Source organism: Polyangium sorediatum, assembly GCF_029946465.1.
Classification (GTDB): Bacteria; Myxococcota_A; Polyangia; order Polyangiales; family Polyangiaceae; genus Polyangium; species Polyangium fumosum.
Window position 1 is genome coordinate 40,028 of the sequence record NZ_JARZHI010000037.1, and the last position, 26,715, is coordinate 66,742.

Sequence of the window (26,715 nt, forward strand, 5' to 3'; positions counted from 1 at the left end):
CGTGCCTGGTCCGGGCCTTTGGGCGGACAGCCCCCGCGGGGTCCGGGGCAGCGCCCCGGCGCGACGGCCCCAAGCGAGAAAGAACACTGGAATGAGCACGAAAAAGACCACCACGAAAAAAGCTGCGACGGAGGAGACCCGCATCGTTTTCCCGGATCCTGGGCTGCACATCGCCGTGCTTGGCGCGTTGATGGAGGCCGAGGCTGTGAGTTCGGAGCGGGTTGAGGCCAAGCTCGAGGGGATCGAGGGGGACGATGATATCGTTCGGCTTCGGGCGGCCATGGCTCGGTTGCATTCGATCAAGCTCGATCGCAAGAAGGTTGCGCGGCTCGATCGGCTCGATTTCGACGGCGGGAACGAGATTTACATGATGATGGAAAGCGGCGCCGGCGTTTATACCGGCGGCGAGGAGGAGACCTATTCGCTCCGCTCGCTCGCGGGGATTGGCGCGCTCGAGGGCCTCGAGACGCTCGATCTCGACGGGCATGGCTTTTTCGACGAGCTCCGTGATCTCCGCCCCCTCGAAGGAATGGCCAAGCTCACGCATCTCACCTTGGCTGGCGATTGGACGCACGCGGCGAGCCTGGAAACGCTCCCGAAACTCGCGCATCTCGACGTTGGGCTTGGCTCGGTCGACGACCCTGCGGTCCTCGATCGCCTCGCGGCGCGTGGGGTCGAAGTCTTGCGCTGAACGCCCGCTCGCCCCAAGAGGGCGATATGGCAGCGCAACCGCGTTCGTGGCGGACGTTCGGCGTGCTCTTCGGGATGGGCGTCCTTGGCAACCTCGGATTGTTGCCCATCCTGGTTCCGCAATTGCGACAGATCACGGAGCATGCAGGCACGGCGGGGCCGTCGCTGCCCGTGCTCGTGGTCGCGTCGCTGATTCAGCCCCTGCTCCTCGTGGGCTTGGCTGTCGCGACGGGCATTCGCCTCGCGCCCCCATTGAACCTACGCTCCCATATTGCCGCTTGGGCCGGGGGGGAACCACAGCCTGAGCCGCGGTTCCGGAGCCAAGTGCGGATCGCGGTTGGCCTCGGGATCCTCGCCGCGCTCGGGATCGTGGCCCTCGACCATTTCCTTCTTCCCAGCTTGGGCGAAGCGGGGAAGAACCTCCGTATTCTCCAGAAACAACCCGTGTGGTCCACGATCGCGGCCGTCCTTTATGGCGGCATGAACGAAGAGCTCCTCATGCGCTGGGGCCTCGCGACGTTTTTTGCCTGGGGCATCGGAAAGATCCGGAGGGCCCCGGGGAGCCCCACCACGGGCGTGATGTGGACCGCCATCCTCCTCTCGGCCCTCGTGTTCGCGGCGGGCCACCTGCCTGCCGTGATGGCGCTGGGCCTCCCGCTTTCGGGTCCCGTGATCGCCCGCACCCTCGTTTTGAATGCATTCGCGGGCGTCATCTTCGGCTGGCTTTATTTCCGCCGAAGCCTGGAATCCGCGATGCTCGCGCATGCCACGGTCCACGTCACCTGGGCCGTCCTCTCGCACCTCGTTTGAAGCCTGCGTGATCCGTCATCGGGCGGAATCCCGACTGACGACAACGCCTGGTCACGCGTGCAACCACCCTGGTCTGCTGCCGCCGACGAAGTGCGGTGTTTCCGCGGTCTTCCTCGTCCCGAGGGGCTGGCGCGCCTCGTGCACTGCGCGTGCACGACGTTCGTCCGTGGACACGGCCCGGGGGGATCGATCCCCGGAGCTCGATTTTCCGTCAAGGAGACTTTACATGCCGTCCTTTTCCAAGAGCGCAATGGTCTTGCTCCTCGCGAGCCCCCTCGTCGCATCCGTGATTGCCGTGGGCTGTAGCGACGAACCCCAGGTTCAAACCAGCGGCTCCGGCGCGAGTGGCTCCGGCGCGAGCGGCGGCATGGGCGGCAGCGGCGGAAGCACGGGCGGCGCGGGCGGCATCGGCGGGAGCACGGGCGGCGCGGGTGGCACGGGCAACATCCCGGACGCGGGCCCGGACGGCTGGGTGGGCCCGGACGGCGGGTTCGTCATGGCCGCGTGCGTGAACCAGGTCTACCAGTGTGGCGACACGCTCGACAACGACGGCGACGGCCTCGTCGACTGGCAGGATCCGGAATGCCTCGGCCCCTGCGACAACAGCGAGACCGGCCTCGGCGTCAGCATCCCCGGCGGCGCCGGCGCGGCGTGCATCACGGATTGCTTCTGGGACTCGAACTCCGGATCCGGCAATGACGAGTGCTACTGGAACCACCAGTGCGACCCGCTCTCCAAGGCGCCCGACTACAACCCGGAGTGGTGGAACGGCAACAAGTGCGCGTACAACGCGAACGCGAACACGCCTGGCACGAACCTGAGCTGTGACGAGCTGCTCAACAACCAGCCCGAGACCTGCAAGCAGATCTGTCCAGAGCTCACCCCGAACGGCTGCGATTGCTTCGGCTGCTGCGTCATCTACAAGGAGGGACAAAAGTACGGGCCGGTTTGGCTCGGCACCGAGAACGGCCAGGGCAGCTTCGCCTGCGACCTCGATCACATCGACGATCCGAAGAGCTGCGCCCCGTGCACGCAGGTGAAGGGCGCCTGCTTCAACGAATGCGGCACGTGCGAGCTCTGCATCGGCAAGGACACGCTGCCGCCCGAGTGCTTCCCGCCGCCCCCGGACGCGGGCGTCGACGGCGGCGGCGGCATGGGCGGCACGGACGCCGGCACCCCGCCGCCCGAGCAGTGCCCCGACGGTCTCCAGCCCTGCGGCCTGCAAGGCCAGGACCCCTGCGGCGCCGGCTTCTACTGCATCACGGGCTGCTGCATCGAGCAGCCCAAGTGAAACACGCTCGACGCTCGGGGGCTACGCTCGGACAAGCCGCGCTGCGCCTCCAAACCCCGGGGCCTGGCCCCCAAGCACGGTTCTGCGACGAACACGGGCCCCAAACCCCCTCCCCTCACAGCACGAATCCGGTGTAAGTAGCGGACGCCTGGGCCCGTCTTACAGCCCAAGCATCGGTGAGCCGTAGCGTCGGCCCCGAGCGTCTTCCGAGGTGCGGCGACGCCGCCGCGCTCCCGAACCACGGCAGCATAGATTTCCAAGGAGCCAACCCATGCGCCTCTCGATGATCGTCCCCGTGGCCCTGCTGGGCCTCTTCGCCGTCGGCTGCGGCGGCAGCGACACCCCGGACCCGAACGACCCGTCGCAGCAGAACCAGTACGCGAACGGGCAGCAGCCGGGCGCGTACAACCCGAACCAGTACCAGCAGCCCGCCCCGACCGCGGTGACGCCCACCCCGGCCCCCACCACGGTGACGCCCGCCCCGACGGGCGCCTCGGGCGGGAGCCCGGCCACGCCGATCGCCCCCGCCGCCGCCCAGGTCGCCACGCTCGCGCTCCAGGGCCTCGCCGCCTCCGAGGCGCCCGGCATGCAGCCCGACGGCCAGCCCTTCGCCGCCCAGTTCCAGGAGGGCCAGGTCCTCGAGCAGGCGATCAACATCGAGGCCGGCAAGTGCTACTCGGTCATCGCCTCCGGCGTCGGCGTCCAGCAGCTCGACGTGCAGCTCGTCCTGCACGCCGCCCCCCTGCCGCCCCAGGTCCTCGCCCAGAGCAACGGCCAGGGCGCCACGGCCATCCTCGGCGGCAAGGCGAACGGTTGCTTCAAGAACCCGCTGCCCATCGGCGGCCCCGGCAAGGTCATCGTGAAGGCCACCCGCGGCGCCGGCCTCGCCGCCGCCCAGATCTACAAGAAGTAACGATCCGCCAAGCTCGGATCCCCCCACCCCCGCCGGCGACCGTCCCGGCGACCCTCCACGTTCTCCCTTTCCCCCGCACTTTCCGCAAATACGAGGGAGTATCGCCTCGTCCGCGTGCACGACTTGCCCGAGCCGGTCGTGATCGCTCGCGGCCCGAAGTTCGCTAGCGCACCTGGCGACTTCGGTCCGCGGCGACGATGCATCAATCTTTCCCCACTGTGCTGGTCGATGGCGACACCCGCCCCGGGCGCGAGGGCGGGCGCGGGCGACCCGCGTTCGAGCACGAGGCGACCTTTCATGTCGAAGGCCTCTCGTGCCGGAGCTGCGCTCGCCGCGCGGAGCAAGCCTTGCGCGCGCTGCCCGGCGTCCGCGCGGGGTCCGTCGGGTTCTTCGGCGAGATCGCCCAGGCCATCTACGACGTGCGGGTCACGAGCGAGCGCGAGATCACCGCCGCCATGGCCCAGCGCGGCTTCACGTTCACGACCGCCGTGGGCGCACCGCCGAGCGAACGAGCGCGGCTCGACGCGGGACGGTTCGGCCTCGTCGTCGCGCTGCTCGGCAACCTCGTCGCCCTCGCCTCGTGGCGGCCCGCGCGCGCCCCCGAGCGGGAAATCGCCTGGGTCGAGCTCGGCTTCACGCTGCTGCTCTTCGCCGTGGCCGGCCCGCCCCTCCTCCACCGCGCCCGCGCCCTCGCGCGCCGCGGCGTCCTCGGCACCGAGGTCGTGACGCTCGCCTGCGCCACGCTCGCGCTCGCCCTGGGCGTCGTCGCGATGCTCTTCGATCCGAGCCGCCCCGCATCCATCCTGGAGAAGCTCGCGCGCTTCGGGCTGCAGCTCGACGGCCTCGCGCTCGCGGCGTTCGAGGCGTCCGGCGCGATCCTCGGCTTTTCGATCCTCGCGCTCTACGCGCACACGGCCTTGCTCACGCGCGCCTTCCGGGGCCTCACGCGCGCCGCGATGGCCCGCGAGGCCCGCGTGCGCCGCGAGGGCGGCAGCGGCGTGGACGAGCGCGTCGCCTGCGCCTCGCTCGCGCCCGGCGACCGCGTGCGCCTCGGCGAAGGCGACATCACGCCCGTGGAGATCGTCCTCGAGAGCGCCGCGCGCGTGGCCCTGCCGGACGGCCGCGCCGTGGATCGGGCCGGCGGGCAGATCGTCGAGACCGGCGCGCGGCTGCTCTCCGGCGAGGTCACGGGGCGCGTGGCGCGGGCGCCCTGCTCCGAGCTCGCCGCCGCGGCCGACGCCGAGGTGCATCGCGCCGCCCTGCGGATCGAGCGGGACGCGCGGCAGCGCACGGGAAAATCGTTCGCGCACGTCGCGTCGCTCGCGCTCTCGGTCGCGTCCGTCTCGTTCGCCGGCTTCGCGTTCGTCGTGCACGCGCTGCTCGGCCGTGGCCCGTTCCATCCGGACGGGTATCTCACCGCGATCGCCGTGCTCATCGGCGCCTCGCCCGCGGCCTTCGTGCTCGCGCTCCCGGCCGCGCGGACCATCGCCGTCGTGCGGGCGCGCGCGGCGGGCGTGGTCGTCAAGGATCCGGCGGCCCTCGAAGCGCTCGCCACGACCTCTGTCGCCTGCTTCGACAAGACGGGCACCGTGACCCTCGGCGCGCCGCGGGTCACGCGCCTCTCGTGGCGCGAGTTCCCGGACATCTCGATCCTCGAGGACGTGGCCGCGCTCGAGGCGGGCGTGATGCACCGCGCGGGCCGCGCCATCGCGCATCACCTCGCCGTCGCCGGCGTGCGTCCGGGCGCGCTCGACGAGGCGGCCGACGTGCGCCCCGACGGCGTGGTGGGCCGGGCGCGCGACGCGCTCGTGGAGGTCTCGGCCGCGCGCCCGGGGGATCCTCTGCCGCCGGACGCGCGCGAGGGCGCGAGCCTCGTCTGCGTCCGTCGCAACGGCATCGTCGAGGCCTGGTTCGAACTCTGGGATCCGCCGCGGCTGGGGTCGGAGAAGGCCTTCCGCGCGCTCTTCCAGCGGGGGCTCGGCTGCCGGCTCGTGAGCGGCGACGGCCCGGACGCGACGCTCGCGCTCGCGCATCGGCTCGGTGTGCCTGCGCGCGGCGGCCTCGGCCCGGCGGAGAAGGCCCTGCACGTCCGTGATCTCCAGCAAGCCGGCGCGCGTGTCCTCCACATCAGCGACGGCCAGGAGGACCGCGCGAACCCGTGCCCGGCGGACGTCTCGCTCGCCATCGCGCCCGGCGCCTTGCCCGTGGCCGTGCCGGCGCCCCTCGTGCTTTGCGACGACCGCCTGGAGACCATCGCTTGGCTCGTCGACCTCGCCCGCGCCTTGCGGGCCACGGTCCGGCAAAGCCTCCTCGTCTCCGTCGCCTACAATGCGGCCGTCATTCCGCTCTGCGCGGCGGGCTTTTTGAGCCCGCTTTGCGCGGCGGGGCTCGCCCTCGGCGAGGCGCTGATCCTCTGCGGAAACGCGGCGCGCCTCCTGGTTTCGCCCGGGCTACCTGGCAAGGCCGCCGCGCCTCCGGGTTTGCCCGCTGCGGGCGCTCTTGCGCACGTCCGGACAGACCGGGTGCCCCTTCCCCCCTGAAAAACCTCCCGCCGCGTGCGCGAGAGAGGTCGCCGCCGGCCTGGTTCCAGGGTAAACTCGCCCTCGATGCGCTTTTCTTATCGACGTGCTTGGTTTGTCCTCCTCGCCACGGCGGGGCCGCCGCTCCTCGGCTGCGCCTCGAACGACGAGATGAGCGTGGAGACGCCCTGGTCGCCGCCCGTGGAGACGGTCCCGAAGACGCAGCTCATCTTCACGAACGAGGGGCCGCTTTCGCTCGGCATGCGGGAGCAGGCCACGATCACGGTGCGCACGGACCCGCCCTCGTCGGACGAGGTGTGGTTCGTCCTGCTCGGCGATTCGCTCGACGCGACACTCGATCGCGTGGCCGCGCCGATGGACGCGGAGGGCACGGCGACCGTGACGATGCGCGCGCCGAACAAGGCGACGGCGTATCGCCTCCGCGCGTGGATCAAGGACGGCCCCGCGGCCGAGCTGCCGGTGACGGTGAGCGGCGACGGCTTCGCGACGCTCCAAGTGTTGCCCCAGTACAAGGGCAAACGCGCGGTCACGACGTGGACGGTCAGCGTCCTGCCGCGCTCGACGTGTGAGGCGGTCGCGCCGCTCCTGCCGGAGGACGCCCCGGCCGACATCGTCAAGAGCGAGCCGGTCGACGCGCCGCTGCTCGTGGAGAAGGCGCCCGTCGGCCCGACGCTCGCCGTCTCGGTGCGCGCCGGCCATTACGCCTGGGGCTGCGCCACGGCGAGTGGGCTCATCGCCGGGACGACGCAGACGATCAAGGTCAACATCATCGACAAACCCGTCGTCGTCGGCAAGACCGACCTCGACGTCACGCTCGACTTCGTGCCCGCGCAGGCGCCGTTCCTCTCGATGATGAACGCCGCGGGCAAGAGCTTGCTCGAAAGGTTCGCGCCGGCGAACGTCGAAATGGCCACGGCGCTGCTCGACGAGATGGCCGCGCGCGTGCCCGCGCTCGATGCAGCGCTCTTCGCGGACGCCCGCGTGGCGAGCGGCTGGGACACGATCACGAAGGATCACCTCGCCGCGCAGCCGATCTCGCTGCGGAGCGCGATCGAGGGCTTCCTGCAGAAGGGCACGGCCGCGCCGCCGGCCCAGCTCGCCGGGCGTTTGACCGCGCTCACGGCCGTCCCCGGGTTCGGCATGTTCTCGCCGAGCCGCTTTGGCGTCGTCCCGGCCGACGAGGCTGGCATGCCGGGCACGCACCTCGTGAAGATCGCGTCCGAGCCGGGGGACAATGTCTCCACGAGCGGCGAGATCTTCTGGCTGCCCTCGCGTTACGTGGGCGGCGCGTGCAAGAGCGTCGCGCTCGAAGGCGCGCCCGAAGGCACGACGATGGATGATGCGCTCGCGACGATCGCGGGCTGCAAGGCGCTCGGCGAGGCCCTCGTCGGCTTCGGCACCTGCGACGCCACGTGCCTCGCCGGTCTCTGCCAGGAGGCGCTCGCCACGCGCTGGGACGCCGCCCAGGATGGTTCTGCCATCGAGGGAAAAATCGGCCTGCTCCAGATCTTCGCGGCGGCCGGCGCGACGGTGGACGACGTCGCGGTGCCCGTCTCGCTCCAGGGCTCGTGGCTCGGCAGCGTGACCGACGGCGTGATCGTCGCGCCGGTCGAAAAAGCGCCGATCACGGGCGTGCTCCCCGGGCTCGGCGAGACGGTGCCCGCGGACCCGCCGCCCGAGGCGCCGCCCGAGGCGCCGCCCGCGCCCGAGCCGCCCTCGCCCTGAACGGGTGAATGACGGGCGTCGCGAGCGGCGCGCGGCTTCGGTATTCTCCCGACCCCATGACATCCGCTCGCCAACGGGGCTTTTCTTCCACACGCACACGCGCGGCTTTTGTCCTCGCGCTGCTCGGCGCGATCGGCGCCGTCGCCGCGCCGAGCTGCACCACCGAAACCACGCCGGGGACCAGCTCCGGCGGCGCGGAGCCGACGCTCCGGCCGGGTGATTACTGCTCGGCGCCGTCGCCCGACGTCGTCAAGCTGCGCTTCGAACCGAGCCGGGTGTTCCTCGCGAAATGCGCGGACGGGAGCGCGGCGTGCGCGACGCGATCGGTCCGCCTCGTCGCCGAGCCCGACTTCTGCACGAAGACCCCCATCCGCTTCGAGACGTCGAGCGCGGACATCACGCCCACGCCGAAGGCCGACACGCTCGACCTGTACAAGGCCGGCTTCGACGTCGCGGTCGTCGCGGGCAAGACCTCTGGCAGCGCCTCGGTAAAGGCCTTCCTGCCCCGCGGCGACGGCACCGACGCGGAGGCCACGCTCGAAGTCGAGGTGCTCGACACGGCTGGCACCGCGGATCTCACGTGCGCCGCGGGCGACGGCGCGACCGGCTCCGTCGAGGGCGGCAAGACGATCACCGCGAAGGACAGCCTCGCCGCGGCGAGCCTCGGCCTGCCCGAGCGCGCGAGTGAGCCGAACGAGGGCAGCTTCCTCTGGAGCGTCCCCAAGTTCGACGCGACGATCGGCTGCGGCGACGCGAAGCCCCCGTCGGGCTACGACCCGCTCGGCCCCGCGGTCACGTTCGGCCCCGCCGCCTCGAAGTTCCAGCGCGACGTGCCGATGACCATCCCGATCAACCCTGCGCGGTTGCCCGACAAGGCGCGCCTGCGGCACCTCGCGGTCTCGTATTCGGGTCCGGCGTTCAAGGAGCCGCGCGTCGTCCCGGTCGCGGATGCGCGCATCGTGAAGATGGGCGACGGCTGGGCGCTCTCGTTCAAGGCGCCGCGGCTCGGCACCTACCAGGCCGTCGTGGAGAAGGACGCGGGCACGAGCGCCTTCCCGCGCAGGCTCACGCACCGCGCGATCCTCGGCGTCTCCATGGGCGGCGGCGGCACGGCCATGTTCGGCATGCGCCACCACCACCTCTTCGACGCCCTCGCGCCGCTCGGCGGGCCGGTCGACTGGACGTGGATGCTCGACGCGGTCAAGCGCCACTACGTCGGCGGATTCCGGCCGATCCAGAAGGGCACGGTCCTCGCCGACATCAACCTCGAGCCCACGCTCTGCCAGACGAAGGCCGAGTGCGCAGCGGACGAGACGTGCATCGGCGTGATCGACGGATCCCCCGGCAAGTGCGCGTGGATGCTGCCGCCGCGCGACCCGTACGAGCACACGCAGGTCTTCAACCAGTGGTGGTTCGAGTACCCGCGGAACGGCACGGGCGGCAGCTTCAGCCGCGAGTCCTACGTGCAGATCTTCCGCGACCTCGCCGCGATGTTCGGCAACCCGAACGGCGAGAACCTCACGCCCGGCGCGGAGAACCTGCCCGCGGGTGTTCGTCCGGACGACGCGAGCCAGACCGGTGGTCGGCCGACGGACGAGTGTGCGATGTGGGTCGATCCGCTCGACGGGCCGGACAAGGACAAGCAGGAAGAGCTCGCGCAGAACTGCCCGAAGGAGCGCTGCGCGAACACGCTCACGCTCACGAACTACTTCGACGACGAGTTCAACCCCGACGGCACCTTCCCGGTGATCACGGTCTGCGACGGCTCGCCGCAGAAGCAGGAGCGCAGCCCTTACGCGAACTGGTGGACCCCCGACGGCAACACCTACCCGCTCGAGCTCGCGCTCGCGGTCGACTACAACGGCAACGGCACGCGTGACGAGCTCGAGCCGATCATCCGCGCCGGCCACGAGCCCTGGGACGACGTCGGCAAGGACGGGATCCCGAGCACGATGGAGCCCGGCTACATGCTCGGCGTGAACGAGGATCCGGCCGGCGACGACTACGACGCGCAGTACAACCCCGGCGGCACCGAGCGCAACATGCGCTTCGACGACGGCGAGCCCTTCCAAGACGTGGGCCTCGACGGCGTGGCCGGCACGAAGCAACAGCCGCCCGGCGGATGGCAACAGGCGGGCGACGGCTACGACGTGGGCGAGGGCGACGGGAAGTTCACGGTCGCGAGCGGGCTCGACCGGTTCTGGGAGCGCGACGCGCACTCGATCGTGCATCGCATCACGCGCGAAGCGCCGCCCGGCGGCGAGCTCGACGACGCGGCGCTGCGTCGCATCGACGTGTGGACCGACGGCGGCACGCGCGACCTCTTCAACTTCGCGGTGAGCGCGCAGCACCTCACCGGCACGTTCGGCGCGCGCAAGCGGAACGTCACGTACTTCTCGGACTTCACGCAGCAGCCGGAGCTCGTGCCGGGCAACTTGAACGGCTACGCGCCCTCGCGCGTGCCCTACGAGGATCTGCCCGGCATCGTGCTCCAGCGGTACGGCAAGCTCGATCCGACGGCCGACGACATCGAGAGCGGCAGCGGCCAGCACGTGGGCACGGCGAACGAGCTCGTCGCCCGTTTGCAGGGCGCGCTCTACTTCATCAGCTCGCGCTGGACCGATCCGGAGCTGCGCACGCTCGTGCTGGAGAGCAACGACGACGCGGATCCGGAGGCCGAGCCGTGCGAGGTCCAGGGCGCTTGCTCGTTCGACTTCAAATCCACGCTCGGCCGCGTCGGCCCGGTCAGCGTGGCCTTGCCGCCCGGGTATGCGCACAAGGACCAGAAGGAGCGGCGGTACCCGGTCGTCTACGCGCTGCACGGCTACGGCCAGGAGCCGAAGGATCTCGTCGCGGCGGCGACCTTGATCAAGACGTTCATGAACGCGCCGACGGACAGCGTCGAGAGCCGCTTGCCCAAGATGATCCTCGTGTTCGTCGACGGCCGCTGCCGCGTCGGGCCGGACGGCAAGGCCGAGTGCATCCGCGGCACGTTCTTCGGCGAGAGCCCGCTCCAGAGCGGCGCCAAGCTCGAGTCGTGGTGGCTCGAGCTCATGAACCACGTCGACGCGAACTACCGCACGATGGGCGAGTCCGAGTCCATGTGGACCGAGTGAATTGACATCCGGCGCTCCGCATCCCAAATGCGGAGCGCTTGTCCCCCGACGATCCCCGTCTCCAGCCGTTTTCGCTCACGCCGATCGGGATCCTGCGCACGCCCTTCCCCGATCGCGTGAGCACGCCCCGCCAACCACACGCCTCGGAGGGCGCGGAGGGGCGCATCGAGCTCGCCGCCGGGCTCGGCCTCGAACACGCGGTGAGTGACCTCGAAGGCTGGGAGTACCTCTGGGTCCTCTTCTGCTTCCACTTGAACAAAGGTTGGAGACCCAAGGTGTTGCCTCCGCGCAGCGCCGGCAAACGCCGCGGCGTGCTCGCCACGCGCTCGCCGCACCGGCCGAACCCCATCGGCCTCTCGCTCGTGCGGCTCGTCTCGGTCGAGGGCCTCGTGATCCACGTGCGCGACGTCGACATGATCGACGAGAGCCCCGTGCTCGACATCAAGCCCTACATCCCCTACGCGGAGGCGCGCCCCGGCGCGCGCACGGGCTGGCTCGAATCACTCGCCGGGGAGGCCGAGGGCGCGGGCGAAGTCCCGGCGGATCCCGAGCCGGGTTTTTCCGTCACGTGGAGCCCGCAGGCAGCGGCGCAGGCCGCGTATCTGCAGGACGAACACGGCATCGACCTCGTCACGCCCGTCACGCGCACGCTCCGCCTCGGCCCGCAGCCGCACCCGTACCGCCGCATCCGCGCGTTGCCCGATGGAACCTTGCGCCTCGCGCACAAGGACTTCCGCATCGGCTTCCGGGTCGAGCGCCGCGACGTGACGGTCCTGTCGATCGGGACGGGCTACCGCGAGCGGGATCTCGCGCTCTCCGACGATCTGGCGGTCGCCGTGCATCGCGCGTTCCTCGCCCGCTTTCCTCCGGGCGGGGAACCACCAGGGTGCTAACGATCGTCCGATGCGGCCCTCCCTTTGTCTCCTCCTGCTCCCCGTCATCGCCTGTGCGAGCGAACCTCCTCCGAAGCCCGTGTACAGCACGACGGAGACAATGCCGCATGACGAGCTCGTGGCGAAGATGACCCCCACGAAACCGCATCACGGGCACGGCGACGGCCATCACGCACATGGCGAGGGTCATCACGGGCACGGCGGTCCGCTCGTGCATCGCTTCGAGAAGGCCGAGGACTGGGCCAAGGAGTTCGACGATCCGGCGCGCGACGCGTGGCAGAAGCCGGCCGAGGTCGTCGCGGCGATGCGTATCTCGCCAGGCATGATCGTCGCCGACATCGGCGCGGGCACGGGGTACTTCGAGCCGCACCTCGCGCGCGCCGTCGGGCCGAGCGGCAAGGTGCACGCGCTCGACGTCGAGGCCGACATGGTGCGCTACCTGCGCGAGCGCGCGCAGAAGGAGAAGCTCGACAACGTGGAGGCGCGTCAGGTCGGGCTTTCGGATCCGGGGCTCGGACAAGGCACCGTCGATCGCGTGCTCATCGTCGACACGTGGCACCACATCGATGGGCGCAAGGACTACGCCGCGAAGGTCAAGGACGGCCTCAAGCCCGGCGGACTCCTCATCATCGTCGACTTCACGATGGAGGCCCCGAAGGGCCCGCCGAAGGAGCACCGCATCACGCCGGAGGCGATGATCGCCGAGCTCGGAGCGGCGGGGTTGAAGGGCGAGGTCGTCCAGGAGACCTTGCCCGATCAGTACATCGTGGTCGCGAAAAAGCCCTGATCAGCGCCGGCTGCAGGCGAAGCTCCACCGTCGCCCGGTCGATCGCTCCGTCGCCGCGAGAGGCACCGTCGCTGTCGCCGGCGGTTTGTCCGCGGTCGGCTTCGTCTCCTTGTCCGGCAAGAACGTCCCGTCGAGGCGCGCCGCGATCCCCTCCACGCACACAGCTCCCGGATCGATGCGCAGCCGCATCTCGATCGAGTCGAGCGCGGCCCGACCGCCCGGGATCTCCACGGCGGGCGAAGCGTCGAGCGACGTATCCATGATCCAGCCGTCCTGCCCCTCTGCGCAACGCGGGGGCAACACGCCGCCGAGATCCCGCTTGCCGAGCGCGATCGGCTCGCCCACGGCGCCCGTCTCCGGATCGACCGGGTGCACGTACATCCCGCCGAAGCGATCGCCCGGCTCCGGGATGCTCGTCACGAGCAGCCCGAGGCCCGTCCCGAGCGCGCGACGCACGAGCCGCGGCGGTTCCGGCATGGCGTACCGCGAGGGGCTCGGCCGGTAGAACGACGTGACGAGACGCAGGACGCCGAGATCCACGCGGTAGAGCGCCACCGTGTCGTACGCCGCGCCTTGCACGAGCAAAAACCAGCTCTCGCCGAGGCGCACCGCGCCTTGCGGCAGCGGCCTCGCAAACCCCGCCGTGCGCCCCGCCGCGTCTCGCAAGAGCAGCACCGGCTGCCCCTCGCTCGCCGCGAGCAACGAGCAGCTCGTGCCTCGACACACGTGCGCCAGCGCGTGACGTCCGGCCGGATCGAGGAACGATCCCCACGACGCGAGCGGGTACGAGCCGACGCCCATGCCTTCGGCGGTCGAGCTCTCGTCGGGCCAGGGCGGCGCGCTCGTCGCCGTGGAGCGAACGCCGCCTGCGGGATCAAAGCGATCGTCGAACCGCATGAGGAAATGCCCCGTGCGCGACCAGTCCGAGCCCTTCTTGCCCCAGGCGTACGCGCGCAGGCTCACGAGGTCGTAGGGCGCGCCGTTGTCGATCCCGACCTCGTCCTTCTCCAGCGCCGGCGCGGGCAGGTTGCGGAACGTGCTCCAGGGCGTCTTCTGCGGCTGCGGCTGCGGCCGGCCGAAGCCGCCGAAGCCACCCCCACCAAACCCCCCGAACGCAGGCGGCACAGGCGCGGGCGCGGCCTCCTTCTTCGCGGGTTTGTCTGGGAGCGGCTCGGTGACGGGTTTGCCCACGGGCGCGCACGAGAGCCGCACTGTCGGCGTCGTCTTCATCGGCACGTAGAGCGAAGGCGGCGCCTCGGCCGCGCCGAGATCCCCCGAGATCGCGGGTTTGCCCCAGCCCACGCGGACCCAACCCGCGAGCACGCACCCGACGGGCCCGCAAGCGCGCGTCGCCGCGTCCCCCGGCTCCGCGTCGTGCTCGGGCAGGTCGAAGACCTTCCACGTCATGCCCCCGTCGATCGACTCCGCCGCGCGCCCCCCCTCGCCCGGCGAAAGCGCGAACCGGCCCGAGATCACGACGCCGTTCTCGTTGTCGCGCGCCTCGCCCGCGGTCACCGTGCCGTCGAGTTTTACGCGCACGCCGATCACGGGACCGCCTGCTTCGACCCAGCCGCCGAGCACGCCGGGCTCGCGCTCCTCGAACCCTTCGAGCCACATCCCGCGCTGGAGCTCGCGCGCCACGCTGCGGGGCTTTTGCGGCAGCACGAGCGGCACGTTCGTCATCTCCGCGCCCCTCAGGATCGTGAGCTGCCCCGTGCTGCCCGCGCGCGGCGGCACGAGGATCGCGACCCGCTCGTCCGAGAGCGCCACGACCCGCTCGACGCCGAGATCCCCCTTCACCCGCACCTCGCGCGTCGCGCCGCTCGCCGCGCGCACGCAGTACACGCGCGTGCCTGCGTCGCTCGCCGCGCTCGTGCTGGGCGCACGCGCCTTCGCGCCCGGCCCTCGTGCCTCGCCTTCGCCGTCCTCGCACGTCCCGCGCACCACGAGCGCGCCCGCGCCGTTCGCCGAGACGAAGCGCGGGCCCTTGAACGAAAGGACCTTTTGCATCGCGAGCGGCGGGGCGAACGCGTAGATGTTCGTCGGCCCCTCGCGCTCGCCGCAGACGAACCCGTACGAGGCGCCGAGGCGCACCGCGTGGCAATTCGCTTCGCGCTCGGGGAACGCGGCGAGGTTCAGATCGACGATCGCAGCCGTGTCGAGCGAGACGCGCGCGAGCGCGCCCGCCCGCGCGACGACGGCCGTGCGCGGCGTGTCGGGAAAACCATCCTCCACGGCCGCGCGCAGCACCTTCTTCCCGAACGGGCCTTTGGGCGCGCCCGGCGTGGTCGGGTCTCCCTCGTCGTCGGTCGCGACCTGGTTCGCGCGGAACGTCAGGTTGCCACGCGCATCGAGCACGTACTTGCCGCCCGCGACGAACATCGTCGGCTCGCCGCCCACGACCGAGATCGCCGCGGGGCGCTCGGGGAGCTGGAGCGGCCGCCACGTCGCGCCCGCGTCGAAGGTCGCGAGCACGCCGCGCAGATCCGCATCGACGACGCCTGTGAACCCGTCGGCGAACGCGAGCCCGCCGTACGCCGCGGCGGGCGGTAGCGGCGCGAGCGATCGCACCTCGCCCGACTCGGCGTCGACGGCGACGAGCTTTCCGTTCGAAGAGAGCCGCAGGTAGAGCCTGTCGAACCCCGGCACGACGTCGCTCGTCGTCGAGGAGAACTGCACGAGCGGCCGGAGCTTTCCGAGCCAGGACGAGGCCCGCCAGAGCTGCGTGCCGCCGCCCGACGTCGCGTGGAAGACGAACCCGCCGCCGAGCCGGCTCGGCAGCGCGACGGCGTTCACGTGGCCGAGCGGCAAGAGCTCGTTCGCCCGCTCCGTCGTGCCGTCCTCGTACACGATGAGCCGCATGCGATCGACGAGCACACGCCGCGCGCCGGCCTCGTACGCGACGAACCCGCGATCGCCGCGCACGTCGGGCAAGAGCCGCGAGGGCGAGACCATCGAGACGAGTTTCTCCGGGACGGCCGCAGGATTCGCCGCGGGCGCCGTCGCCCCCTGCGCCGCGTTGCCCGAGGCGCCCGATTTGCAGCCTGTCACGGAGAGCGACGTGAGCGGCGCGAGCGCGAGGAGCGCGAGGATGCAACTCGAAGCGCGGGAGGGGCCTCGCATCAAGGACGCATGCTAGCGCGCAGCCCGCCGAGGCGCAGCGTTCTTGCGCGGACCGCGCGCCGAGCGCTATAGCGGGCCCATGTCGTGTGTCGTTGCTGTCGTGGGCGCCACGGGCGTGGTCGGGCGGGAGATGTTGCGGACCCTGGAGCTTCGGCGCTTTCCGGCGACCGAAGTGCGCGCCCTCGCCTCGGCGCGCTCCGCGGGCAGCCGCATCCCCTTCCGCGGCGGCGAGCTCGACGTGAAGCTCGCGTGCGCGGAGGCCTTCGACGGCGTCGACATCGCGCTCTTCAGCGCCGGCGCCGCCGCCTCGCGCGAGCTCGCCCCGATCGCGGCCGCGCGCGGCGTGGTGGTCATCGACAACTCGAGCGCGTGGCGCAGCGATCCCGACTGCCCCCTCGTCGTGCCCGAGGTGAACATGGACGCCGCGAAGAGCCGCCCGAAGGGCATCATCGCGAACCCGAACTGCAGCACGATCCAGATGGTCGTCGCGCTCGGGCCGCTGCACGCCGCGGCGAGGCTCAAGCACGTCGTCGTCTCCACGTACCAGGCCGCGAGCGGCAAAGGCCACGCGGCGATGGACGAGCTCATCACGCAAACGCGCGAGCTCGCGGCCGGCGCCGAGCCCACGGCGAGCGTCTTCCCCGGCTCGCTCGCAGGCAACCTCCTCATGGACTGGAAGCCCGGGAGCCTGCCCGACTGGTCCGAGGAGGAGCTCAAGATGGTGCACGAGACGCGCAAGATCCTGGGCGACGCGGAGATCGGCGTGACGCCGACGACGGTGCGCGTGCCGGTCGTCACGAGCCACAGCGAAGCCGTGCACGCGCAGTTCCACCGCCCGATGACGGCAGCCGAGGCGCGCGAACTGCTCCGCAACGCCCCCGGCGTCCGCCTCTTCGACGAGCCCTACGCGCCGGGCAAACACCCGCAGCCGCGCGCGGCGACCGGCACGGACGACGTGTTCGTCGGCCGCGTGCGCGACGACCTCGCGGTCCCGGGGGCGCTGAACCTGTGGATCGTCGCGGACAACCTGCGGAAGGGCGCGGCGCTGAACGCGGTGCAGATTGCGGAGCGGCTCGTGGGCTGAGAGGCTGAGCCGGTCCCCCGCCGCAGCGTAGCGCCGGGGTTTCACCCCGGACCCGACCAGGGGTTGTCCACCCCTGGACCCGGACCAGGGCCAGCCCTGGACCACGGGTGCATCGACCGCGATGCGGTCGATGCAAAGGCGCATCGCGTCGGGGAGCAGCCGCCGAGGCAGGTCGTTCCCACGGAAGGGCCGTTCGTTCCGACACGCGCAGCATCCCTTCCCGCACCCTGAGGTAAAGAAAGCTACAACACACGCCTTCCCTCCTACGGAAGTGCGGTTCGCTCCTACGGAGATGCCGTTCGCTCCTACGGAGATGCCGTTCGCTCCCACGGAAGGGACGTTCGCTCTTGTTGCGCGAGGAAAACCTCCGCGCACGAGCGCGCTTTCTTCCTGCGGACCGCGACGACCTTCCGGCAAAGTTGCCTTGACGCGAGGGCCCCTCCAGCCCTCCGATCGCCCACCCACACGTCGCCAGGTCCCCCCCGCCCATGGCCAAGGACAAGAAGAAGCGAGGCGCCTCGCTCGACCCCGAAGACGTCATCGCCGGCCGGGCGGCCCCCGAGGTGCAAGAGCTCATCGCCCTGATCCGCGAAGTGAACCCCACCGACCGCGGGCTCGATCGGCGCGAGACGGCGCGGCGTTACGCCCTGAAGAGCCGCCTCCAGAGCGTGCTCGTCACGCGCTTCCGCGAAACGATCGAGATCCGCCCCGAGCCCGGCGAACCCGGCGTCGTCCTCCTCCACCATCGCCCCTCGGGCCTCAACGCCTGCCACGCCGTCATCGCGGAGCTCGACGACGACGCGCGATCCTTCGTCCAGCGCGTCGTCGACACGGCATCCTTCCCCACGATCCCGCCCCCCGAAGCCCCGCGGAAGACCACGCCACGGCCGAACGAAGCCGCACGCGCGGGCGGCGCCGTCCCGGACCTCCTCCACGCGGCCGAGGAGGCACTCGCAGCGTACGACTACGAGCTCGCGCGGACGCACCTCGAAGCGGCGCTCGCCCAGAGCGGCGGCGACACGGAAGCCGCGACCGCGCTCCTCTCGCTCCTCGTGGCCACGCTCGGCGTCGACGACGAAGCGCTCGCCCTCGAAGAAAAGCTCCCCGCGGAGACGCTCGCGGATGTCCACGTGCGTCTCCTCCTCGCGCTCGCCGCCGCGAGGCTCGGAGAGCGCGCCCGCGCCCTTCGCCTGCTCCCGGTCAGTTCGTCGCTCGGGGCTCCGGGTCGCCGTTCGGCGCCCTCCGCCCCGAACCCCACGAATGCAAAGGCCCCCCCGACGCGCGTCGCCGAGGTCTTCGTGGCGCTCGCGAGAGGCGCGCTCACGACGGGCGACCTCGCCTCTGCCGCAGACGACATCGCGCGGGTGCGAGCCCTCGACGTGGCCCATCCGGACCTCGTTGGCCTCGTCGACGCGCTCGCGAAGGCGCGCGCCACGACACGAGGCCCCGCGGAAGCGGAAGCGACGCGGCTCTTCGCGGAGGGGGATCTCCACGGCGCAGAAGAACACGCCCGCGAGATCCTCGCGCATCACCCGGAGAGCGAGATCGCCCGGAGGATCGTTCGTGCCGTCGAGGAGCAAAGGAAGCGGGACGAGGCGCGGCGAAAGCTCGACGACGCATGCGACGCGCTCGATCGCGGAGAACCCCAGCAAGCCGTCGCGCTGCTCGAAGCGGCGAAGGGCCTCGGGCTCCCGGAGCACGAGGCCACGTCCATCGAGCAACGGATCGCCGTGAAGCTCGCAGCAGCACGCGCGCAGGAAGAAGAAGCGCACGCCGCCGCGATCGCCCGGACGATCGGCGCAGGGGCGATCGCCGAGGGGCTCGCCGCGTACGCCGCGTTGCCCGCCCCGGGGCGCGGCCGGGTGAAGGAGCTCGCAGGATCAAAGCTCTTCGCGTGGATGGATGTCGTCGCGCCGCCCGGTGAGGGCGCAAAGGGGAAGCCGGCGGTGGCCGCGATCGTCGCGCTCCACCGTGCCGCAGAGCTCGCCGAGCGCTCGCCGGAGATGACGATCGAGCTGCTCGACGCGCATGGGAAAGTCCTGCAGGGCTTCGTACCCGCGGAGGACGTGCGAAAGCGCGCGCAAGCCGTGCTCGTGGACGAACGCCGGCGGGTCGCGATGGGGCGGATCGAGGCGGCGCGGCGGATGCTGGAGGAAGGCGACGTCGCCCACGCGAACAAGCTCCTCGGCGAGGTGCCACGCAAGGATTTGCCGGAAGACGAGGCCTCGGCCTTCGATCGGTTTCGCGTGGAGGTGCAGCGGAAGCTCGAGCGGCAAACCCTCGCCGCCTCGCTCGATCAGCTCCGGCGCGAGGGGGAGGCCCTGCGCGCGCTCGCCGTGTGCGAGGAGCTCGCGGCGCGTGTGGAGGGCGAGGACGTGGCGCGGATCGCGGCCCTGCGCGGGGAGATCCGCGCGGAGGTGCGGCGCAAGTTCTCGGTGCAGGTGGAGACGTTCGAGGGAGACGGCGTGGCGGAAGGGCCCGCTGCGACCTTCTACGACGCGCGCGTCGCTCCTCGGTGGAGGTGGGAGATGCTGCTTGCGCGAACGCGCGGGGGGCACGAGGAGACGGTCCTCGTCGTCCCGCAGTCGAGGGACACGTGGCTCTTCGTCCGCGTGCTCGACGCGGAGACGAGCGCCCTGCGCGAGCGCGTCCTCCTCCGCACGCCGAGGCCGCTGAAGCTCTTGAACGCCATGCTCCGAGGCCGTCGCCTGCTCCTCGTCGGGCGCAGCGGGGGCGTGCTCGAAGTCGATACAGACGACTGGACCGTGGTCGCGTGGATCCCGAACATCCTCGGCGACGACAGCCGCTCGCTGCCCACGATCGAGGACCCCGAGGTGCTCGTCGACGAAGCGACCCTCAGCCCGGACGGGCGACACCTCTGGCTGAGCGTCCACGAAAAACGCGAACGCACGAGCGTGCTCGTGCGCGTGGTCGAGCTCAAGGAGCTGAGGCTCGCGCGCGAGATTCGAGAGCATCGCGCCCCGAACGTCCACGTGCAGAGCGTCCACGGCCTCTCGGCGCCGCGCGTGGTCGTCACGGAGGCGGACAACAGAAAGAACGTGGGGCGCACGGTCTTCTACACGCCCCGCGGGACGCCGTCCGGAAAGCCCGTCCCGAAGGCGCTCTTGCCTCTGACGATCCTCGCCTGCCCGGACGGGGAGAGCTTGTTCAGCATCGTCGGGGACCCGAATGGCCCCCACGAGCATCACTCCGCGCAGTGGGGGTTCGTCAAGGTCGACGCGCGAGGCATGGGGCCCTTCCAAGCCCTCGACGGCGTGACGGGCCTTCTCCAGGCCACAGCGGTCGCAAACACGCAGGCGCGCATGGCGTTCGTGCTGGTCGACACGGAGCGGGATGGGACGTCCCTCTTCGGCTTGCGCCTCGAACCGGAAGAGCCCGTCGTCGCCTACCGCGTCCGCGTGCCGCGGTCCTCGCTCCTCGTCACGACCCCCGACGGCAGCCGCTCGATGCTCCTCACGGTGCGGCAAGGCCGCCCGAAGATTCTGCCGCTCGGCCCCGAGCCCCCCGAAGCAGGCGAGAGCGCCGCAGCGGGGGCCTTCAGCTTCCCGAGCCTGCCGCACAGATCTCTGTTCGCGAAGCGCTTCCGGTGCCACGAGCCCGCAGGGAAACACCTCGAAGATGTGATCGCGGAGGAGCGCGCGCTGCGGGAGAACTTCGACCTCCCCCGCCGCCTCGCGTGGGCTCAGCAAAAGGCCGATGCCGACGAGCTCCTGGCGCTCGAGGGCGCGCTCTACCGCATCAGCGAGGCATCGACGGCGAGGCAGGTGAAGAAGATCGCGCGTGAGCGGTTCCCCGATCACCCACGCGTCCGCCTCTCGCACGCCCGCGCGCTCGCCGCCGTGGAGCGCTTCGGCGACGCATGGGATCAGCTCGCGGGAATCGACCCGTCCTTCTTCGCCCAGGAGACGGACGTGAAGCACTTCCACCACATGCGGGGGATCACGCTCATGATGCTGGACGAGCCCGAGGCGGCGCTCGCGGCGCTCACGCAGTCGGCGGCGTACAAGGAGGGCCGGTGCGAGCCCGACGAGCTCCTCCCGCTCTGCGCGCCGCTCACGGACGACCAGAGGTCGTGGACGCCCGGGCAGGCCGTGACGCGCGACTACTTGCGCATCGTCACCGCGGCGGACAAAGCGCTCGCGCGCGGGGACGCGGATGCGGCGCGGCGGCTCCTCGACGGCCCGCTCGTGTGGGTCGCCAACGAGGTGCAGAGCATGGCGCGGCTCTCGGACGCGTATCTACGGGCGGAGGAGCCGAACGCGCCCGTGGATCGGTTCCGCAAGGCCTTCGCGCTGCTGTCCTTCTGCGAGCAATTCGACGCGCGCAGCACCGTCACCCGCCGCGAGATGCCCCTGCCGCGCGCGACGTGGGACGCCGAGCGGCTGTCAGCGCTCGCGGCGAAGGCGCGCGCGTGGGTGGAGGAAGCGCTCCGGCTCCCGGCCTGACATCACCAGGGAAACCACTCCCCCGGGATCGTCTGCCACGCTGTCGGCCTGCGCGGATCTCCCTCCGGCATCACGAGCGAGCCGACGAACTCCGCGTGCTCGTACACGCTCCCGATCGACCGGGCGATCCCGTCGAGATCCGCCTCGTCCACGACGCCGTTGCTCGTGGCCTTGTAGAACTGCACCGTGACCCGGATCGGGAACTTGGGATCCCGCACGAGCCGGAGGTTGTGCCCCTCGTTGTAGGGCCCGAGGTTCGGGCCGTGGCCGAGCACCGCCTGCTCCACGTCGCTCTCCTCGGCGGCCGCGCTGTCGGCGACCTTCTTCGACGGCTTGGTCGTGGCCATGGGCATCGGCGCCCCGGCGCTGCTTGGCTTCGGCATCGTCGGCACCGCGCCGCCGAGCACCCCGCGCTGCGCGTGCACGAGCGGCACCTGCACGAGGAAAAGCACGTCCGCTCCCTTCGCGAGCGCGCTCTGATCCGCCTCCGTCTTCGGCCCGCCTTGCGCCTCGATGCGCGCCTTCACGTCGCTGCGCCGCTCGGCCGTGAACGAGGCGCGCTGGCCCTTGTTGTTGAAATAAAGCTCCTGCCCCATCCCGCGGATGCCCATGTCCTCCCGGCGGTTCTCGATGACGCTGATGCTCGTGCCCTCGCGCGTCACCAGGAGCGTGAGCACGGCGGGTGATTTCGGGGCCGACTGGTAATTGAAGATGACCGGGTTGAACTCGGCCTTGCCCGATTTCGGAATCGGCAAGAACACGGCCTGCGCGCTCACCAGGAAATGCGTGTCCCGCGGCGCGAGCAGGTTGCCGTTGCCGAGGATCGAGCTCGGCAAGCTGGAGAACGCGCGAATGTCCTTGAGCACGTCCTTGAGCGGCACCGACTCGATCGACCCGCCGCCCGCCTTCTGGTTGCCGACGCGCACGAAAAACCGATCCGCCGGGATGTCACCCGTGCGGTCCGAGAAATTCGGAAAGCGGATCACCGGCATCAACGCCGTTCGGAAATCGCTGCTGCCCTCGTCGCGGAACCGCACCTGCAGCGTCAAATCCGAGATGTTCGGTCCGAGCGAAGACCCCTGGGCCCGGCCCGTGTCCTCCCACATCACGTTCATGACCGACAAACTGCGGCGCTGCGCCCCCGCCATGACGTTGCGATCGCCGACCATCGACTCGACCCGCGCGACCACGCTCGGGTAATCCACGGCCTTCGCAGGCGCCGGCCCCACGATCCCCCATTCGGTCGGCCCTGTCGCCACCTCGGGCGCCGTGCCGGTCGTGATGCCCGTGGGCTCGGTCTTCGCCTGCTTCTCCTGCGTCCCCTGCGAGGGGAGCGGCTCGGCGGCCTGATCACTGCTCTGCACGACCACGGGCCCGCTCGCGCACCCGACCGCGAGCCCAACCCCCGCGGCGCAGAACGCCGCCACCATCACCATGCTCCGCTTCATTCGCTCCTCCTCGCCTCCCCACAACGCTCGGGCCGGCCACGACCCTACACTTCTTCGTCAGCGCGTGCTTCGACGTGCGTACCCCACAAAAGACTTCGGCCGCGGATCGCTCCGCGGCCGAAGTCACCGGACGCCCGGCTCGCTCACACCTTGTTGACGAGCGCGGTGATGGCGTTGCCCTTGTAGAACTCCGTCACCTTCTTCATGTCGCCGTTCGCGATCGCGTAGAGGACCGCAGCGCTCGCGGCGTGCACGGACTTCATCCCGTTGTACGGGGTGCTCAGGCCCGTCGTCGGGTCGATACCCATGGCCGTGTTGTTGGTCTTCGGATGACCGTGCCAGCCGGCCGGGAGGTACCCATTGCCCATCACGTAGATCCAGTTCGCGCCGCCGGGCGTCGAATCGGGCCACGCGTTCCGCGTGAGCGGGTCGTGCGGGTGATCGCCGTGGACCGTGGTGATGACGGTCTTGTCGAGGTTCTTCGCGGTGCAGGCCGGATCCGCCGACTTCGCGAGGTCCTGGTAGAACCGATCGAGGAACATGCCGTAATACTTGATCACGTTCCGCGCGCCGGGGAGCTGCGCGAAGGTCTCGTGCGGATCGGTGAAGATGCCGCCGCCCGTCTCGGCGACGACGCCAATGATCACCTGGTTCGTCAATCCGAGCGCGAAGGCCTTCTTCGTGATGATGAGGGACTTCGCCAGGTTGAGGAGCCGGTCCTTGCCGTTCTGACCGCCGAAGAACTCGCTCGCCGCCATGCCCTGGACCGCGGTGGCGCCGTAAAAGTCGAGGTCCTCGGTCTCCGGCCTGAGCTGATCGGCGAGGTTTCTGCCGATCAGGTTCGACGCCTTCTTGGCGATGTCGAGCTCGCGCGCCCAGGTCGGGCGCCCGGCGGCCTCGCGCAGGCCGAGGATCGCCTTGTAATAGGTCTCGAACATCGACTTGTCCTCCTGCGCGAGCAGGATCGCCTTCGACGCGGCGCTGTTGAACAGGTCGACCATCGAGTCCGCGCTCGGCACGATCGAGAGCGTGGGCGCGCCCGGCGCGGAGCCAATCGAGGCAGGCGCGACGCCGATCGACGGGAGGATCGAGGTCGTCGTGCGTTGCAATGCGCCGATCGCGGCGAAGAGCGTGACGCTGCTGCCGACGACGCCGTCGCCGCTGTTGTTCGTGTTGCCGGGGAGCGCGCCGTCGATCGTGATCTGGCGGAGCGGCTTTCGGTGATGCACGGCCGTGTCCGCGACGAGGAACGCGCTCATCGGCCGGTGCACGGTCTGCGACGCCTGATCGACGAACGGCGCGTCCGGGCCGTAATACATCGGCCGGTCGGCGGCGCCGTTCTTGAAATACGAGTTCTCGTCGACGTAGTTCGTCATGAAACCCTGGCCGACCGCGTCGTACGCGAAGGCGGGGTTCATGGACGCGGCGACGTCGGGCAGCGGCCAGATGAGCTGCCAGAGGCAGAAATTGCCGCCGCCGGAGACGATACCGACGTGGCGGTTCGTCTCGCCGCACGCCTCGGCGGCGAGCGCGGTGCCGCCCTCGTCGGCGATGAAATTGAGCAGCCGCGAGCGCTCGAGCGCGAAGCCCGCGCCCGCCGCGGCCATCAGCCGGAGGAAGTTCCGGCGCTGGGGGCCGCGCAAATCCTTGAGTTTGTAGTTTGCCATGGCCCGTTCTCCTACTCGCAGGTATGCGCCGCGCTCAGGAACGCAGCGACGGTGAGCGCGCGCTTGTTCGCGAGATCCTTGGGATCCGCCTTGTTCGCCTGCTCGATCATCAGGTTGCAGAGGTCCATGTCGTCTTCGGTCGCCGGGCGGCCCATGATGCAGCTCAGCGAGTTGTAGACGCACCGACCGGTGGCAGCATCGAACATGGGATTGCCCACGCCGTTGATCTTGCACTCTTCGGCGTTCTCGATGTTCTGGATGATCTCGGGCGCGGCCTGGATGAAGATGTCGAGCACCTTCGCGGCCGCCGAGATCGTATAGAAATACGACTCGCCCATGCGCGCGTCGAAGTTCGCCACGCCGAGCGAATCCTTCGTCGCCGCCGATTTGTAGAGCTGGCCCGCCGTCGGGGGCTGACCCGCCGCGGGCATCTTGTTCAGATCCACGCCGCGCGTCGTGAGCAGATCGCCGAGCGCCGCATACGTCATCTTGCTGCAGGAGTGCAGCCGCGTGCGGATCTCCGGCGGACCTTCCGCCGCGCGCTTCTTCAGGATCTCGAACGGATCGTCCTGGCCCGCTTGCGTCGGGTCCATCGGGTGATGGAAGTTGTTGCTGCCATTCTCGCTCGTCTCGGGATCGCCGGTCGATTGCGCGCCCGCGCCGGCCGAGCCGCCGCCATTGCCGCCCGCGCCGCCCGTGCCACCATTGCCGCCCGCGCCGGGACCCGACGTGGTCGGCTCGCAGTCCTCGCCCATCGGATCCGCGCTGCCGAGGCACGCCGCGAATCCGAAGCCGATCGTGAAGAACAGGCCGGGCAGCGCCCAGCCGAGGAAGCTCCGCGCCATGATCAATACCTCACGAAGTCGTCGTGGACGAACGCGGCGCGGATGATCTCGCGCAGGTTGTAGTTGCTCTTGAATTGCTTGACGAACGGGTCGATGACGCTGTCGGGCACGTCGGCCAGATCGTAGACCGCGTCGCCCTTCGACATCGCGTAGTTCCAGACGCGGACGACCGCGCAGCGCGCGACCTCGTCATCGGCGGCCATGCGCTGGCCGTACTCGAGGAGGTTCGCCGCGGGCTGGCCGAACTTGAACGCCGTCGTCTCGCCGGGGGGCAGGTAATCGCTCTGCTTGACCTTCGGATTGCCGTCGATGGGCACCGTGGCCGAGAACTCGAGAATGCCGTCCATGCCGGCGGCGGGCTCGACGTACTTGCCGCTGTCGTCGTAGGCCGCGAAGAGCGGGGCCCGGTGGTTCATCGAGCCGTGGCAGTTCGCGCAGATCGTCGACGAGTCATCGAGGAAGTCGACACGACCGCCGTTCGCCGCGCCGGCAATCGATTCGAAGGGCCAGGGCGACGTATAGAAGCCGCCGCCCCTCGGCTCGGGCGTGCCTCGGTATTCGGCCGGCATCTTGCGACAGGAGAACGTCTCCTGGATGAACCGCACGCGCCGGAACGCGAGCGCGCTCGCGTACTGCGCCATGAGGCCCGCGTCCGAGAGCACGCCGGCCGCGGGCGCGGCCGCGGGGCCGTTCGCGCAATCGGCGGCCGTGAACGTACCGGCCGCCGGGTCGAACGTGGGACAGGTGCCGCTCGTCGCCGTGAAGATCTGCCGGTAATCGCCGCCCTCGACGGTGATCTTCGCCGCGAAGAGCGGCGCGTTGTTGCGGTTCGGCGTCTCGTTCGGGGCCATGGCGCCCGAGCGGAACGTGTTCTTCCAGTAATCGAGCATCATCGCCGCAAAGCGCGGCGACGCCATGTACTGGTCGACGAACGTCTCGTAGACCTGCTTCGGATCCGAAGCGCTCCGGATGCCCTCGATTTCATCGTTCTTCGGCAGCTTGCCCACGAGCTTGAGGCTCGCCGTGCGCAGCGCCTCGCTGTACGAGACGACGCGCTCGTCGAGCACGGTCTTCACGCCGCCGCCCGAGCCGGTCGTCTGCCCGCCGCTCGTCGTCGGGTCGCCGCCCGAGCCGCCATTCCCGACGGTGGCCGACGCCGTGGATCCGCCCTCTCCGCCCGCGGAGGGCGGACAGGGCTTGCCTCCATTGGCGGGCGGCCCGCCGAGGAGCTGGTTGGGATCATCGGGATTGCACGCCGAAAGGACCAAAGAAAGTCCCATCAGCGCGGTCCCGGTCCACGCTCTCTTGCCCCATTTC

At 70.5% G+C, this 26,715-nt stretch carries 16 protein-coding genes; 11 read left to right on the plus strand and 5 right to left on the minus strand.

The genetic code is table 11. The annotated features are described in order from the left end of the window. The first annotated feature begins 91 nt into the window (after positions 1–91). The 9 genes from QHF89_RS31480 (at position 92) to QHF89_RS31520 (ending at position 12,765) form a co-directional block, all read left to right on the plus strand. The gene (locus tag QHF89_RS31480; protein ID WP_136968445.1) at positions 92–691 is read left to right on the plus strand and encodes a DUF6892 domain-containing protein; all 600 of its coding nucleotides are present in this window, start codon (positions 92–94) and stop codon (positions 689–691) included. A gap of 26 nt (positions 692–717) precedes the next feature. Further along, positions 718–1,500, plus strand: coding sequence for a CPBP family glutamic-type intramembrane protease (locus QHF89_RS31485; RefSeq protein ID WP_136968444.1), 783 nt, complete (start codon positions 718–720; stop codon positions 1,498–1,500). Positions 1,501–1,726: 226 nt separating this feature from the next. Beyond that, positions 1,727–2,791 (plus strand): hypothetical protein, encoded by a 1,065-nt coding sequence (locus QHF89_RS31490; protein WP_284721165.1) that lies wholly within the window; start codon positions 1,727–1,729, stop codon positions 2,789–2,791. Between the two features lie 271 nt (positions 2,792–3,062). Further along, entirely contained in the window at positions 3,063–3,704 is a 642-nt protein-coding gene (locus tag QHF89_RS31495; RefSeq protein ID WP_136968442.1) for a hypothetical protein, read from the plus strand. 197 nt (positions 3,705–3,901) lie between these two features. Beyond that, positions 3,902–6,244: an HAD family hydrolase gene (locus QHF89_RS31500; protein ID WP_136968441.1), complete on the plus strand. Its 2,343-nt coding sequence runs from the start codon at positions 3,902–3,904 to the stop codon at positions 6,242–6,244. A 66-nt stretch (positions 6,245–6,310) separates the two neighbouring features. After that, positions 6,311–7,969: a hypothetical protein gene (locus QHF89_RS31505; RefSeq protein WP_136968440.1), complete on the plus strand. Its 1,659-nt coding sequence runs from the start codon at positions 6,311–6,313 to the stop codon at positions 7,967–7,969. A gap of 56 nt (positions 7,970–8,025) precedes the next feature. Further along, positions 8,026–11,085 (plus strand): alpha/beta hydrolase, encoded by a 3,060-nt coding sequence (locus QHF89_RS31510; protein WP_136968439.1) that lies wholly within the window; start codon positions 8,026–8,028, stop codon positions 11,083–11,085. 38 nt (positions 11,086–11,123) lie between these two features. Beyond that, positions 11,124–11,978 carry a tRNA (N6-threonylcarbamoyladenosine(37)-N6)-methyltransferase TrmO gene (gene tsaA / locus QHF89_RS31515; protein ID WP_136968438.1) on the plus strand — a complete coding sequence of 285 codons (855 nt, stop codon included), beginning with the start codon at positions 11,124–11,126 and terminating at the stop codon, positions 11,976–11,978. 10 nt (positions 11,979–11,988) lie between these two features. Then, positions 11,989–12,765, plus strand: coding sequence for a class I SAM-dependent methyltransferase (locus QHF89_RS31520; RefSeq protein ID WP_136968437.1), 777 nt, complete (start codon positions 11,989–11,991; stop codon positions 12,763–12,765). Here the strand turns inward: QHF89_RS31520 and QHF89_RS31525 are convergent, their stop codons facing one another. Next, on the minus strand, positions 12,766–15,888 hold the full coding sequence (locus QHF89_RS31525; RefSeq protein WP_136968436.1) for a hypothetical protein: 3,123 nt from the start codon (positions 15,886–15,888) through the stop codon (positions 12,766–12,768). Between the two features lie 79 nt (positions 15,889–15,967). On the opposite strand from QHF89_RS31525, the gene QHF89_RS31530 reads away from it, so the two are divergent. Together QHF89_RS31530 and QHF89_RS31535 are read left to right on the plus strand one after the other, a co-directional pair. After that, positions 15,968–16,972 carry an aspartate-semialdehyde dehydrogenase gene (locus tag QHF89_RS31530; protein ID WP_136968435.1) on the plus strand — a complete coding sequence of 335 codons (1,005 nt, stop codon included), beginning with the start codon at positions 15,968–15,970 and terminating at the stop codon, positions 16,970–16,972. Between the two features lie 488 nt (positions 16,973–17,460). After that, complete coding sequence (locus tag QHF89_RS31535) at positions 17,461–21,438, plus strand: tetratricopeptide repeat protein (RefSeq protein ID WP_136968434.1); 3,978 nt, start codon at positions 17,461–17,463, stop codon at positions 21,436–21,438. A 2-nt stretch (positions 21,439–21,440) separates the two neighbouring features. Here QHF89_RS31535 and QHF89_RS31540 read toward each other — a convergent pair whose 3' ends face one another. The 4 genes from QHF89_RS31540 to QHF89_RS31555 form a co-directional block, all read right to left on the minus strand. Beyond that, a complete protein-coding gene (locus tag QHF89_RS31540) occupies positions 21,441–22,886 on the minus strand; it encodes a hypothetical protein (RefSeq protein ID WP_136968433.1) in 1,446 nt (481 codons plus the stop codon). 143 nt (positions 22,887–23,029) lie between these two features. Beyond that, positions 23,030–24,553, minus strand: a complete 1,524-nt coding sequence (locus QHF89_RS31545) for a hypothetical protein (RefSeq protein WP_136968432.1) — start codon at positions 24,551–24,553, stop codon at positions 23,030–23,032. Positions 24,554–24,564: 11 nt separating this feature from the next. Then, positions 24,565–25,398, minus strand: a complete 834-nt coding sequence (locus QHF89_RS31550; RefSeq protein WP_136968431.1) for a hypothetical protein — start codon at positions 25,396–25,398, stop codon at positions 24,565–24,567. Between the two features lie 2 nt (positions 25,399–25,400). Further along, positions 25,401–26,678, minus strand: coding sequence for a hypothetical protein (locus QHF89_RS31555; protein ID WP_136968430.1), 1,278 nt, complete (start codon positions 26,676–26,678; stop codon positions 25,401–25,403). Positions 26,679–26,715 lie beyond the last annotated feature (37 nt).